A 13,642-nucleotide genomic window follows, 5' to 3' on the forward strand; every position below is an offset into this window, starting at 1 on the left:
GGCGAACGCCGAGACCCATACCGCGGACGGCCGATTGTTGAAAAAGGCTCTGGGTCATCTGTCTTTGTCTACAAAGGGCGCCGGTGGTTACGGGTCCCGGCGTTCGCGGGGACGACAGTTGTGGGTGTTGTACCAGCGAGCCTCACACGCTGACCCCGCGCGCCTTCCACTCGCGCAGCGCCTGCGCGTCGCGCGGGGAGACGTCGGGGTACTCCTTGTCGTCGCCGACGCTCTCCAGGATCTTCCAGGAGCGGGCGCACTTCTTGCCCACGGCCTTCTCGACGACGACCGCTACCCCTGGCACGGCATCGAGCCGGAACGCATCGGCCGGCGCGTCGCCCTCGCGGACCTCGTAGTTCGAGGTGATGCAGACCTCGGCGAGGTCGGTATCGAACAAGGTGCCGAGCAGCGCGCGATCGGCCACATAGATGATCGGCGACGCTTCGAGCGAGGAGCCGATGGTCTTGGCGGCACGCGCGAGCTCCAGCGCCCCGGTGACGACGCGGCGGATGTTGCGGATGGTCTCCCACTTCGCCGGCAGATGATCGTCGCGGTACTGGTCCATCGCATCCGGGAACAGCGTCAGATGCACCGACGGCTCGGCGTCGGGGCGGTACATCCGCCACGCCTCGTCTGTGGTGAAGGACAGCACCGGCGCCAGCCATTTCAGGACGGCGTCGCAGATCAGGTCGATCGCGGTGAGCGCCGCCTTGCGCGCCACCGACGACGGCGGATCGCAATACAGCGTGTCCTTGCGGATGTCGAAATAGAACGCCGACAGCTCGGTGTTCATGAACGCCGCAAGCGACGCGATCACGGTCTTGTAGTCGAACGCGGCATAGGCGCGGCTGATGACCTCCGCCTGCTGCGACAGCTGATGCAGCATCAGCCGCTCCAGCTCCGGCATGTCGGCGAAGGCGACGGCATCGCTGCGCTTGTAATGATGCAGCGTGCCGAGCATCCAGCGGATGCTGTTGCGCAGCTTGCGGTAGGTCTCGATGGTGTTCTTCAGAATCTCCGGGCCGATGCGCTGGTCGTCGGCGTAGTCGGTGGCGCAGACCCACAGGCGCAGGATGTCGGCGCCGGAATCCTTGATCACCTTCTGCGGCTCGACGGTGTTGCCGAGCGACTTCGACATCTTGCGGCCGTTCTCGTCGAGCGTGAAGCCGTGCGTCAGCACCACGTCGTAAGGCGCGCGGCCGCGGGTGCCGCAGCTCTCCAGCAGCGACGAGTGGAACCAGCCGCGGTGCTGGTCACTGCCTTCGAGATACATCACGGTGTCACGGCCGCCATCGACCTTGCGCCTGATGCCGGCGAGGCCGGGGAAGTGCACGGGGTCTTCGAGCACGAAGGCGTGGGTCGAGCCGGAGTCGAACCAGACGTCGCAGATGTCGTCGACCTTCTTCCAGTCCTCATTGGCGCGCGAGCCCAGGAAGCGCTCGCGCGCGCCGTCGGCGTACCAGGCGTCGGCACCTTCTTTCTCAAAGGCGTCCGCGATGCGGGTGTTGACTGTCTCGTCCTGCAGGATCTCGGCCGAGCCGTCGCCTTTCTCGCGCACGAACACCGCGATCGGCACGCCCCAGGCGCGCTGGCGCGAGATCACCCAGTCCGGACGGTTGGCGATCATGCCGTTGATGCGGTTCTGGCCGGCGGCCGGCACCCATTGCGTGACGCTGATCGCGCGCAGGGCTCGGGCGCGCAACGTGTCGCCGGACTTGGCCTTGCCGTCATCGGCAATGTCCTTGTCCATCGCGATGAACCATTGCGGCGTGTTGCGGAAGATCACCGGCTTCTTGGAGCGCCAGGAATGCGGATACTGATGCTTGAGCCGGCCGCGCGCGAGCAGCATGCCCGCGTCCGTCAGCGCCTTGATGACCGCCTCGTTGGCGTCGCCCTTCTCGCCCTTGTCGTTGATGACGCGCTTGCCGGTGAAGCCCGGCGCGTGGTCGGTCAGCGCGCCGTTCTCGTCGACGGTGTAGGGGATGGTGGTGGCGATGCCGCGGCCGTCGAGCTCGCGCGCATTGGCCATCCAGACGTCGAAGTCCTCGCGACCGTGGCCGGGCGCGGTGTGCACGAAGCCGGTGCCGGTGTCGTCGGTGACGTGGTCGCCGGGCAGCAGCGGCACGGTGAAGCCGTAGCCGCCGGCGAGACCTTTCAGTGGATGGGCGCATTCGACGGCATCGAGCGTATCGCCGGGGATGTCGCGCACCTTCTCATAGGCCGTGACGCGCGCCTGCTTGAACACGCCCTCGGCTAGCGCATCGGCGAGGATCAGCATGTCGCCGGTCTTGGCCCAATTGTCGGCGGGTGCATCCGTGACCTTGTAGAGGCCGTAGGCGATCTTCGGCGAGAACGAGATGGCGCGGTTGCCGGGCAGGGTCCAGGGCGTGGTGGTCCAGATCACCACCGAGGCGCTGGCGAGCGCGCCATGCGCCGGCGAGGTCACCGGAAACTTCACCCACACCGTGTCGGACTGATAGTCCTCATACTCCACCTCGGCCTCGGCGAGCGCAGTCTTCTCGACCACGCTCCACATCACCGGCTTGGAGCCGCGATACAGCGTGCCGTTGGCGGCGAACTTCATCAGCTCGCGGGCGATCTGGGCCTCGGCCGGATAGGTCATGGTGGCGTAGGGATGGTCCCAGTCGCCGATGACGCCGAGACGCTTGAACTCCTCGCGCTGCACGTTGAGCCAATGATCGGCATAGGCGCGGCACTCGCGGCGGAAGGCGACCATGGCGGCGGAGTCGCGGAAGTCGGGCTTGGTCTTGCCCTTCTTGCGGTAGTTCTCCTCCTCGATCTTCCACTCGATCGGCAGGCCGTGGCAGTCCCAGCCCGGCACGTAGTTGGAATCGTGGCCGAGCATCTGCTGGCTCTTGGTCACGACGTCCTTGAGGATCTTGTTGAGCGAATGCCCGATATGGATGTTGCCGTTGGCGTAGGGCGGGCCGTCATGCAGGACGAATTTCGGCCTGTTCTTGGCGGTCTCGCGCAGCTTGCCGTAGAGGTCGATCTCGTTCCAGTATTTCAGGATCTCCGGCTCGCGCTGCGGCAGGCCGGCGCGCATCGGGAAGTCCGTCTGCGGCAGATACAGGGTCTTGGAATAGTCCTTGGCGTCGGATTTTTGGGCGTCGGGCTTTTGCGGCTTTTCGGACATCGTGATCTGGCTGGCTGAGAGATGAGGCGCTGAGACGCGATTTCGATCGCGGGCGGTGGAACGAGCAGAGACATCCCGGTCTTGCGCCGAGCTCAAAGCTCAGGCGGAAGCCGGGCCGCTAATGCCGATGATGCGCCGTATCAACATGGGGCTCCCTCATAGCAGGGGGCCTGCGAAATCGCAAAGCGATCCTGCGGCAGCAACGCTGCGGGATCGTTGTTCAGCGTCATTCCGGGGCGATACGCCAGCATCGAACCCGGAATCTCGAGATTCCTGGTTCAGCCCTGGCGGGCTGCCCCGGAATGACGTCACCGATGGAGCAGGAGGATCAGCCGATCTCGCCAAGCCGCGGGAAGAGGCCAGGATGGGCCGCCAGCAGGGCGCGGGCCTTGGCGCTGTCGTCGTCCATCTGCCGGATCAGGGCCTCGATGGAGCCGAATTTGGCCTCCTCGCGGATGAAGCCGATGAAGGCGACATCCAGGACCTCGCCATAGAGGCTGCTATGGAAGTCGAACAGGAAGGTCTCGAGCAGCGGTGCGCCATTGTCGAAGGTCGGCCGGCGGCCGAAATTGGCGACGCCGTCGATCAGCACCCGGCTCGCGCCGCGGCCGCGGCCGACCCGGACGGCATAGATGCCGTGGCGAAGCCCGCAATCACGGTCGAGCCGCATGTTGGCGGTGGGGTAGCCGAGGTCGCGGCCGCGCTTCTCGCCGTGGATCACCTCGGAGCTCACGAACCAGGGGCCGCCGAGCATCGCGGTCGCCTCGCTGACCTGGCCCTCCGCCAGCGCCTCGCGGATCGCGGTCGAGGACACCGGCCGCTCGTCGATGTCGACATGGGCCTGGATGTCGACCTCGATGCCGAGCTTGGGGGCCTCGTTGGCGAGCAGGCTGGGCGAGCCGACGCGGCCCTTGCCGAAATGAAAGTCGTAGCCGACCGCGATTCCGGCGATCCCGAGCCGCCCGATCAGGTCATGGTGAATGAAATCCTGCGCCGAGGTCTGGGCGCGGCCCTTGTCGAAGGCCATCACCACGGCGCCGGCAAGGCCGGTTCCGGCCAGGAGCCGCAGCTTGGCGGTCTCGTCGGTCAGGCGGAACTGCGGGGTATTGGGGCTGAAGAAGCGCCGCGGATGCGGCTCGAAGGTCAGCGCCAGCGCCGGCCGCCCCTTGGCCTTGCCCATGTCGATCGCCGCCTCGATCACGGCCCGGTGACCGAGATGGACGCCGTCGAAATTGCCCATCGCCACCACCGCGCCCCTGAGGATGTCCGACGGCGGGGTGGAATCGCGGATGATCTTGAAATCGGGCATGTGACGGAAATATCTCGCGGATTTCGGTGGGCCGCCGTCTGGCGGCGTTGCCCTCGACCGTGGGCGGCCGGCCCCGCGAAGTCAAGCCGAAGGGGTTCCTCCGCTCATGCAGCGCAGCAATAGCGACATGCAGACGCAGCGCAGTTAACGCGCTGTTTAACGGCTGATGCTACTGCTCGGAGCGGATGGCGGGGTCGGTTACGACCCGTGCCGCAACAGCGTTTTTATAACAGTCTGCGCGTTGTGTTCGCGTCTGGGGGAGTCAAGATGGCGGTTGATTTGACGATGCCGGTGCTCGTCGTCGACGATTACAGCACCATGATCCGTATCATCAGGAATCTTCTCAAGCAGATCGGGTTCGAGGACATCGACGATGCCAGCGACGGCTCGATGGCGCTGAACAAGATGCGCGCCAAGAAATACGGACTCGTGATCTCCGACTGGAACATGGAGCCGATGACCGGCTACGACCTGCTCCGCGAGGTCCGTGCCGATCCGAACCTGGCGACCACGCCGTTCATCATGATCACGGCGGAATCCAAGACCGAGAACGTGATCGCGGCCAAGAAGGCCGGCGTGAACAACTATATCGTCAAGCCGTTCAATGCCGCGACGCTGAAGACCAAGATCGAGGCGGTGTTCCCGGACATGGCGACGGCCTGAAGCCCGCCTGATCCACTCCCACAGGACAGACGCCCGGCACTCGGCCGGGCGTTTTTCGTTTCAGGATCCGTTCACCACTTCAATTCGCGCATCAGCGCGCGGGGCGGGTGGCCGAACAGCTCCTTGACCGAGGCCGGGTCGAGCTGCTCGACGCCGGCGAACTCCTCGGAATGGATGCCGCGGGTCACGAATAGGCAGTCGATGCCGAAGCCGTGCGCGCCGGCGAGATCGGTGCGCACGGAATCGCCGATCGCGAGCACCTCCTCGCGCGCCACCGGCCGGCCGGCGTGCTGCTCGGCCAGCATCATGGCGCGCTCGTAGATCGGCCGGTGCGGCTTGCCGTAGAAGATCACCTCGCCGCCGAGCTCGCGGTAGAGCTCGGCGATGGCGCCGGCGCAATAGATCAGCCGGTCGCCGCGCTCGACCACGATGTCCGGATTGGCGCAGATCAGCGGCAGCCTGCGCTCGCGGGCGCGCAGCAGCATCGGCCGGTAGTCCTCGGCGGTCTCGGTCTCGTCGTCGTAGAGGCCGGTGCAGATGATGTAGGAGGCTTCCTCGAGAGGCGACAGCGCCAGGTCGAGACCGCGATGGATGGAATTGTCGCGCTCGGGGCCGAGCCAGAACACCTTGCCGCCGGGATGATCGGCCACGTAGTGGCGGGTCAAATCGCCGGAGGAGACGATGGCGCTGTAGACCTCGTCGGCGACGCCGAGCTTGCGCAACTGGCGCTGGACCGAATCGGCCGGCCGCGGTGCGTTGGTGATCAGGATCACCGTACCGCCCTGGCGGCGAAAGTGGTGCAGCGCGTCGCAGGCGTCGGGGAAGGACTCCAGCCCGTTATGGACCACGCCCCAGATGTCGCTCAGCAAAACCTGCTTGCGGCCGACAAGATCGCGCAGCCGCTCTTCGAAGCGGAGAACGGTCATGGCAGGCGGCTGATCTCAGATGGTGCCGGCGACACGGCGGGCGAGGGCGGCATTGCCGCTGCGCGTCGGAGCGTTGGTGTGTGACACGTCGAGAGAGGTGGTGCCGGCGGCATTGGGGTCCTGAATCTTGATGTCCTGCCCGCCCGATGGGCCGGCGGCGGCATCGCCGGTAGCAGATGCGCCCTCCGGTCGCAATGGGCGGGGCGGCGCGAACAGGAAGCCCTGGCCGAAGCGGACGTCGTAGTCGAGCAGGTCGACGACGCTGTTCTCGCCTTCGATCCGCTCGGCGATCAGGTCGATGCCGAAGCGGCCCAGCAGATCGGAGAGATCGGTTGGATGAATGTCCGAGGCCGAGCTCTGCTTGGGGTCGAGCAGCAGCACGGCCGGAACCTTGATGAAGCGGACACCGCGATCAGCGAGCTCGCGCGGCTCGAACCGGAGGTCGGTGACGTGGTCGATCGAGAAGCGGTAGCCGCGCTGCGCCAGGGCCGCGAGGTGCTCGGTCTCGGTCGGGCCCAGGCTGCGAAAGGTCGACTGCTTGAATTCGAGCACGAAGGACGGCGCCAGAGCGCGATTGGCTTCGAGGAAATCGAGGCATTGTGAAAAGTTTGCAGGGCTGCTCAGGGTGGCCGAGGAGATGTTGCAGAAGATGCCGACGTCCTTGTTGCGAACCATCAGGCGGCGAAGCACCTGGACGCAGCGAAGCAGGACCATGTGGTCGATGCGCCCGACCAGGCCGGCGGCTTCCGCGATGCTGATGAAGTCCTCGGCCGCGACCACCTGATCGCGCTCGTCGCGTAGCCTGGTTACGGCCTCGTAGAAGCGCACCTTGCGCTGCGGCAGCGTTACCAGCGGCTGCAGATAGATGTCGAGGCGGTTGTCCTCGATCGCGCCTTTGACGGCGGCGAGGATCTGCGGCTGGCTGCGCGGCACGGCCGTGACCGCCGGGGCCTGCGGTTTGGGCGGCAGGGGGGCGGCAGCCGGTGCTGCGCTGAACGTGCCGGAGGTCTCGGCCACCTTCTGCTCGACGCCGCTCGACGGCAGCGCGTTCATCTCGAGCGCGCCGCTGGAGGAAGCGGTCGCCGGGAGCGGGCGATCGGCGTCGCGAACCGCGCTGGCCCCAGCTCCCGGTGGTGTTGCCGGCGGGATGGCCGCGATCAGGTCCTCGTGCTGGGCCACGGTGACGGCGAGCTGCTTCATCAGTCCGCCGAGCTCATTGATCTCGCCGATCACACCCTGGAGGCGATCGGCGCTGACCGAGTTCGACGACACGATGCGTCCCTCGACCGCCGACAGCCGCCGGCCGAACTCGGCGACCTGGCGCGCGAGGTCGGCGGTGCCGCGTGACAGATCGGCGATCTGGCTGCCGACATCGGTGCGGTCGCGCAGTCGCATCGACACGGCGTTGTAGAGAATCAGGAAGGTCAGTGCGGTGAGCGCGACGATCGCCGATTCCGAGCCACTGATACCGGCCACCGAATACAGGATCAGGCCGAGCGAGGCCGCGACCAGAACCATACAAACGGCAATGAAAATCGTGGAGATACGGATCATGCTGCGCGGCGCTCCCAACCGAACGCAACCTTAGCACTTCTGTTGATTCGCGAGGATAGTGGGCGGGATTCAAATACCGGGAGACGCCGATGATTTCTCGTCTGCGTGTCATTTACGCAAGTTCAGCTCGGCAAGCGGAGTGTCATCGTAGTGTCGCGGGTCCGTAGAACGCCGGAGTACGCGCCGTGCGGATTCCAGACATCTTTAGACATGCTCGCGACGCCCTTCGCCTGATCGGCGCATGTAGGCGCTCCAGGAGCGGCAGCGATCCCGACGCGGATCAGCTCAACTGAGCCCGTTATGCTTCGATGTCCGTCGAACCGCGCCTGTCGCTGTCCGGGCAGGCTCACTTGCTGCGGTGACGCCTGCGCAGGGCGGCCACGCCGAGCAGCAGTGCCGCAACGGCGACACCGACGGGCACGTTGACCCGTCCGAGTGCGCCCGCAACTCCGCTCGCGTGATTCGGCGACGTCGATGACGGAGCCAAGGGGATGGTGTCGGGATCGATCTCGTCCGCATCGGGTTCCTGGGCCACCGGCGCGGCGATCGCCACGCGCAGCCGGCTGGAGAGTGAAGGATAATGCGGCGACGGGCTGCGGAGCTTCACCGCGGCGATGATCGCGCAGATCACCGCCAGCGCGACCAGGATGCCGCCGACCACCGCGAACGCGGTGAACAGGCCGTAGGTCATTTCCACCCAGCGGAACAGCGCCGTCAGCCCGACAATGCAGGCGGCGATCAGGAAGACGCCCGCAGTGGCGAACATCCCGGCCGCGACGGCGTAGGACGTCACGGTGCCGGTGGCCTGTCGCGCGCGATCACGTATGTAAGACTGGGTCGCGCGCTTCACGCGGTTGAGCCTCTGCTCGAGTCCCAAGCGCAACAGCTCTCCTGGCGGTGCAAGCATGCGCGTCCTCCGACAATCCGTTCGCCGCGCAAACCGCCGGCTCGCGACATGAACGTGGAGGATTTGCGAAGGTTCCCGGCAATCAGGCGTGCCGTTCTGCGGCAATCCTTGCAGGGCAAGCTACTTGCGATCGGGGATGCTCTCCCACACGCCGGGTAGGAGCGGACTTCATAAGGTGATGGCGGCGCACGACCGATGCGGAGCCAGAGCGAGACCGTATGAATAGCTATGCCAACCAACGTCATTCCGGGGCAAGGCCGCAGGCCTTGAACCAGGAATCCCGATATTGCCTTGCGTCCCTTCCCAACAAGCGCGAGATTCCGGGTTCAATCGCCAACGCGCGGCCGCGTTGACGATTGCCCTGGAATGACCGCTGCTGGGAAGCAGTCCAGATAAGGAAATGGCGGCCACCGGGGCCGCCATTCTTGTTGGCTGACGATGTCCGCGCGCGGCTTATGCGACGGCCTTGATGACCTTGCCGACCTTCTCGATGATCTCGCCGACCTGATCCTCGCTGACGATCAGCGGCGGGGTCAGCGCCAGCGTGTCGCCGGCGATGCGCAGCATCAGGTCGTTGTCGTGGAAAGCGGTCTCCATCGCCGAGTAGCCGCGCTTGCCGGCCGCGTCCGGCAGCGAGGCGAGATCGATGCCCGCAGTGAGACCGACGGTGCGGATGTCGAGCACGTTGGGCAGGCCCTTCAGCGACATCACCGCATCGGCGAATTTCGGCTCGATCACGCGGGCGTGCTCGAACAGCTTGTCGTCGCGATAGATGTCGAGCGTGGCGAGGCCGGCCGCGCAGGCGATCGGATGCGCCGAGTAGGTGTAGCCGTGGGTGAACTCCACCATGTGCTCGGGGCCGCTCATGAAGGCGTCATGGATGGTGTCACGCACCAGCACGCCGCCCATCGGAGCCGCACCATTGGTGACGCCCTTGGCGAAGGTGAGAAGGTCAGGCGTCACGCCATAGCGCTCGGCGGCGAAGGCGTAGCCGAGGCGGCCGAAGCCGGTGATGACCTCGTCGAAGATCAGCAGGATGCCGTGCTTCTGGGTGATCTCGCGCAGCCGCTTGAGATAGCCCTTCGGCGCCGGGATCACGCCGGTCGAGCCGGCCATCGGCTCGACGATCACGGCGGCGATGGTGTTGGCGCCGTGCAGGTTGACGAGGTTCTCGAGCTCATCGGCGAAGTGCGCGCCGTATTCCGGCTCGCCCTTGGTGAAGGCCTGCTTCTCGCGGTCATAGGTGGCCGGGATGTGGTCGACGCCGGTCAGCAAGGTGCCGAACAGCTTGCGGTTGTTGACGATGCCGCCGACCGAGGTGCCGCCGAACCCGACGCCGTGATAGCCGCGGACGCGGCCGATCAGGCGGGTGCGGCTGCCCTGGCCGTTGATCTGGTGGTAGGCCAGCGCCATCTTCAGCGCGGTGTCGGCCGCCTCCGAGCCGGAGTTGCAGAAGAACACGTGATCGAGGCCGGCGGGCGCGAGGTCGGCGATGCGGTTCGCCAGCTCGAAGGCCTGGGGAATGCCGAACTGGAACGGCGGCGCATAGTCGAGCGCCGCGGCCTGCTTGCCGATCGCCTCGGCGATCTGGCTGCGGCCATGGCCGGCATTGCAGCACCACATGCCGGCGGCGGCATCGATGATCTTGCGGCCGTCGACGGTGATGTAGTGCATGTCCTTGGCACCGGCGAGCAGGCGCGGGTTCTTCTTGAACGCGCGGTTCGCGGTGAACGGCATCCAATGCGCGGCAAGATCATTCGGAACGGTGACGGCGGGGCGGGGGCTCTTGTCCAGCATGGGGACCTCTCGGACGGTTGTGCGACGGCGGCAGCATGATCCGGAAAGGTGGCGAACCGGTGCCAGAAAAGCTTGCCGAAACGGATCGTGCTTGATGGGCCTGAATGGGTGCGCCGACGTTGTCAGCCGCTGATCCGGGCCGGCTGCAAGTTATCAGCTTCGCGCGCAGACGGAAATGTCAAAGGTCCGGCGTTCCTGCTGCCCTGGTGAGCGGATTCTGCACAGCAGCAGCAGATTGTGCCGCATATTGGAAGTCGCCGCGTCATTTCGCGCCAACCGCGCGGGTGTGCCTCAGGCAGCCGCGTCTCAGACGAGATCGCGCGCGGTGATCCAGAACACCTCGCCCTCGGAGTCCTCAGTGTCGAGCCAGAGCAGCGGCAGGTCGGGATACGCCGCCTCGATCTGCGGACGGTCGCGGCCGACCTCGCACAACAGCCCGCCTTCGGCGGTCAGGTGGTCGCGCGCCTGGCCGAGGATGCGATGGATGATGTCGAGGCCATCAGCGCCGCCATCGAAGGCCAGCGCCGGCTCGGCGCGGCATTCCCGCGGCAAGCCGGCCATGCCCTCGGCATCAACATAGGGCGGGTTGGTGATGATCAGATCGTAGCGGCGCTGGCTGAGGGGGGCGAACAGGTCGCCGCGGTGCAGCGAGACGCGCCCGGAGAGATCGTAGGCGGCGACGTTCTTCGCCGCGACGGCGAGCGCATCCTTGGAGATGTCGACCGCGTCGATGACTGCATTCGGGAAGTGGCGGCTCGCGAGGATGGCGAGGCAGCCGGAGCCGGTGCAGAGGTCGAGCACGCTGTCGACCGCCAGGGGATCGTCGATCAGCGAGGTGCCGTCGCCCTCGGCGCCACCGAAATGCGTCTCCAGCAGCTCGCCGATGAACGAGCGCGGCACGATGACGCGCTCGTCGACATAGAACGGCAGGCCGCGCATATAGACCTTGTTGACCAGATACGCCGCCGGCTTGCGCGTGGTGATTCGGGCCGAGATCAGGTCGAGGATCGTCTTGCCTTCGGCGGCGGTGACCCGGGCCGTGACGAAGGTCTCGAACTGATCGGGGCGCAGATGCAGCGCCTCGCCGATCAGGAAGGCGGCCTCGGACACCGGATCGGTGGTGCCGTGCGCGAACACCAGATCGGCGTTCTGGAAGCAGCTCACGGCGTAGCGCAGGTAGTCGAGCAGGCTCACCAGCTCGCCCGCATTGACCTTCGGCAGCCTCAGTGCCGCCGCCTTGCGCGGCGCTGCCGTCTTGACCGTCTTCGCCATCACCTTGTCCAGCGCGCTGCGGCGGCGTCATCGTGGCTCCTGGCCTCGACCCAGCTGCCGCCGTCCTCGGTTTCCTCGCGTTTCCAGAATGGCGCGTTGGTCTTGAGATAATCCATCAGGAACTCCGCGGCCTCGAACGCCGCCTGGCGGTGGCTCGACGCGGTCACCACCAGCACGATGTTCTCGCCCGGCCGGATCCGGCCGAAGCGGTGAATCACGGTCAGCCCCTGCAGCGGCCAGCGCGTCATCGCCTGTTCGGCATGGCGCATGATCTCCGCTTCCGCCATCCCGGGATAGTGCTCGAGCGTGAGCGCGCTGATCGGCGTGTCATGGTCGTTGCCGCGGCACAGGCCGGAGAAGGTGACGACGGCGCCGATGTCGGTGCGGCCATGGCTGAGCGCCGCGATCTCGGCGGCGGTGTCGAAATCCTCGTGCTGCACGCGGACGGTGACGATCGCGGTCATGATGCCGTGTCCTGGTCTGCCGGTCCGGCGCTCGGCCTCAGCCGCCGGTCATCGGCGGGAAGAACGCGATCTCGCGGGCGCCGGCGATGGCCGCATCCGGCTGCACATGGGTCTGGTCGATGGCGGTGCGGATCACCTTGGGCTTTTCGAACGCATAGGCGTAGTCCTCGCCCTGCGCGCTGAGCCAGGCGATCAGCTCGCTGACCGTGCGGACATCCGCCGGCGGCTCGATGGTCTCCTCGGCCTTGCCGATGCGCTCGCGCACCCAGGCGAAATACTTCACCTTCATCGCTAGTCTGCCTCGATGAGGTGGTGGATGCCGGCGCGGAAATAGTCGTAGCCGGTGTAGATGGTGAAGACCGCCGACAAGCCGAGCAGCCAAATTCCGATCCCGCTCACGATCGGGCCAACGGCCGTCGAGACCTGGGCGACCGCGGCATCGCCCGCCTCGCCCGCGAGCAGGAAGCCGATTGCCACCAATTGCATCGTGGTCTTCCATTTGGCGACCTTGGTCACCGGCACCGAGACGCGCAGCGCGGCGAGATATTCGCGCAGGCCCGACACCAGGATCTCGCGGCACAGGATCACAATGGCCGCCCACAGCGACCAGTTCTGGATGGTGCTGTCGGCGGCCAGCATCAGCAGGCAGGAGGCAACCAGAAGCTTGTCGGCGATCGGGTCGAGCATACGGCCGAATGCCGATTGCTGGTTCCAGATCCGCGCGAAATGACCGTCGAGGTAGTCGGTGATCCCAGCCGCAATAAACACCGCAACGGCGACCCAGCGGAGCCACAAAGGATACATCCAGACCGACTGCGCGTAGATGCAGCCGACCACGACCGGTATCGCGGCGATGCGCGTATAGGTCAGGATGTTCGGCAGGGACGTCGACGTCTTGCTGGGCACGCGTGTGGTCGCAATATTCATCCCGTGTACCAATACTGATGCCGTGCGAACGTCAACCTTCGAGCCGAGCCGCCCGGACAGGATGACGCAGATATGACGCAAATCGCAACAAAGCCTTGCGGAGATAGGAACTCTCGCGCGCGAGGCAACGCGAGCCGCAACGCTTCATTAAGCAACCGGACGCGGTCGCGCCAGTGCCCAGATCGGCGGCCGCGACGCGTGGCCGCGACCTTATTGCAGTGCGGTGACAGCCGGGCGAATGTTTGAGAGGAAGCCTCAGATGGCCTCCGCGCCATGCACCGCGCACCAATGCGCCTGGCGTTCCGCGAACACTCGGTCGCGGACATAGGCCAGCGTCTCCTCATCGAACGTCTCGATCACCTCAAGACTGAACGCGTCAGGGCCGTGGGCGGTCCACGCCGCCTGCAGCCCGCCGCGGCGGTGGCCGCCCTGGCGCAGGGTGAACCACAGCCGGTTCTGGATCTTGTCGAGATCCGGCGCGCAGCCGATCCAGCGCTCGCCGGTGGCGGCGCAGGTGACGGCAAAGATGCCGGCAGGGCTCTTGCGCTCCTTGTAGGCGGCGACGGCCACCTTGCGCTGGTCGGGGGTCATGACGGGCTCCTGATTATCACCCGGGCGTATATCGGATATTTATATCCGGGTAAAATACTTTCTGCGTGCTGGCAG

12 protein-coding genes are annotated in these 13,642 nt (G+C 66.1%); 1 reads left to right on the forward strand and 11 read right to left on the reverse strand.

The features are described from left to right. Window positions 1–142 precede the first annotated feature (142 nt). Both ileS and QX070_RS09355 read right to left on the reverse strand, forming a co-directional pair. Window positions 143–3,157: an isoleucine--tRNA ligase gene (gene ileS / locus QX070_RS09350; protein ID WP_315736593.1), complete on the reverse strand. Its 3,015-nt coding sequence runs from the start codon at window positions 3,155–3,157 to the stop codon at window positions 143–145. Between the two features lie 328 nt (window positions 3,158–3,485). Next, window positions 3,486–4,466 carry a bifunctional riboflavin kinase/FAD synthetase gene (locus QX070_RS09355; protein ID WP_315736594.1) on the reverse strand — a complete coding sequence of 327 codons (981 nt, stop codon included), beginning with the start codon at window positions 4,464–4,466 and terminating at the stop codon, window positions 3,486–3,488. Between the two features lie 267 nt (window positions 4,467–4,733). Between QX070_RS09355 and QX070_RS09360 the strand changes: the two genes are divergently transcribed. Next, window positions 4,734–5,129: a response regulator gene (locus QX070_RS09360; RefSeq protein ID WP_315736595.1), complete on the forward strand. Its 396-nt coding sequence runs from the start codon at window positions 4,734–4,736 to the stop codon at window positions 5,127–5,129. 71 nt (window positions 5,130–5,200) lie between these two features. On the opposite strand, the gene QX070_RS09365 is transcribed toward QX070_RS09360, so the two are convergent. From QX070_RS09365 to QX070_RS09405, 9 genes are all read right to left on the reverse strand, one after another. Next, window positions 5,201–6,055, reverse strand: coding sequence for a TIGR01459 family HAD-type hydrolase (locus QX070_RS09365; RefSeq protein WP_315736596.1), 855 nt, complete (start codon window positions 6,053–6,055; stop codon window positions 5,201–5,203). A gap of 15 nt (window positions 6,056–6,070) precedes the next feature. After that, window positions 6,071–7,609, reverse strand: a complete 1,539-nt coding sequence (locus QX070_RS09370; RefSeq protein ID WP_315736597.1) for an EAL domain-containing protein — start codon at window positions 7,607–7,609, stop codon at window positions 6,071–6,073. A 346-nt stretch (window positions 7,610–7,955) separates the two neighbouring features. Continuing rightward, complete coding sequence (locus tag QX070_RS09375; protein ID WP_315736598.1) at window positions 7,956–8,516, reverse strand: phage holin family protein; 561 nt, start codon at window positions 8,514–8,516, stop codon at window positions 7,956–7,958. 453 nt (window positions 8,517–8,969) lie between these two features. Then, complete coding sequence (locus QX070_RS09380; RefSeq protein ID WP_315736599.1) at window positions 8,970–10,313, reverse strand: aspartate aminotransferase family protein; 1,344 nt, start codon at window positions 10,311–10,313, stop codon at window positions 8,970–8,972. 306 nt (window positions 10,314–10,619) lie between these two features. Next, the gene (gene prmB, locus QX070_RS09385; RefSeq protein WP_315736600.1) at window positions 10,620–11,585 is read right to left on the reverse strand and encodes a 50S ribosomal protein L3 N(5)-glutamine methyltransferase; all 966 of its coding nucleotides are present in this window, start codon (window positions 11,583–11,585) and stop codon (window positions 10,620–10,622) included. Next, the gene (locus QX070_RS09390) at window positions 11,585–12,049 is read right to left on the reverse strand and encodes a molybdenum cofactor biosynthesis protein MoaE (RefSeq protein WP_315736601.1); all 465 of its coding nucleotides are present in this window, start codon (window positions 12,047–12,049) and stop codon (window positions 11,585–11,587) included. The genes prmB and QX070_RS09390 overlap by 1 nt, the downstream gene beginning before the upstream one ends. A 37-nt stretch (window positions 12,050–12,086) precedes the next feature. Further along, a complete protein-coding gene (gene moaD / locus QX070_RS09395; RefSeq protein ID WP_315736602.1) occupies window positions 12,087–12,338 on the reverse strand; it encodes a molybdopterin converting factor subunit 1 in 252 nt (83 codons plus the stop codon). 2 nt (window positions 12,339–12,340) lie between these two features. Further along, a complete protein-coding gene (gene pgsA, locus QX070_RS09400) occupies window positions 12,341–12,976 on the reverse strand; it encodes a CDP-diacylglycerol--glycerol-3-phosphate 3-phosphatidyltransferase (RefSeq protein ID WP_315736603.1) in 636 nt (211 codons plus the stop codon). Between the two features lie 255 nt (window positions 12,977–13,231). Continuing rightward, window positions 13,232–13,567: a GIY-YIG nuclease family protein gene (locus QX070_RS09405; protein WP_315736604.1), complete on the reverse strand. Its 336-nt coding sequence runs from the start codon at window positions 13,565–13,567 to the stop codon at window positions 13,232–13,234. Window positions 13,568–13,642: the final 75 nt, after the last annotated feature.

This window comes from Bradyrhizobium sp. SZCCHNR1093, assembly GCF_032381175.1.
In the GTDB taxonomy this organism is placed as follows: Bacteria; Pseudomonadota; Alphaproteobacteria; order Rhizobiales; family Xanthobacteraceae; genus Bradyrhizobium.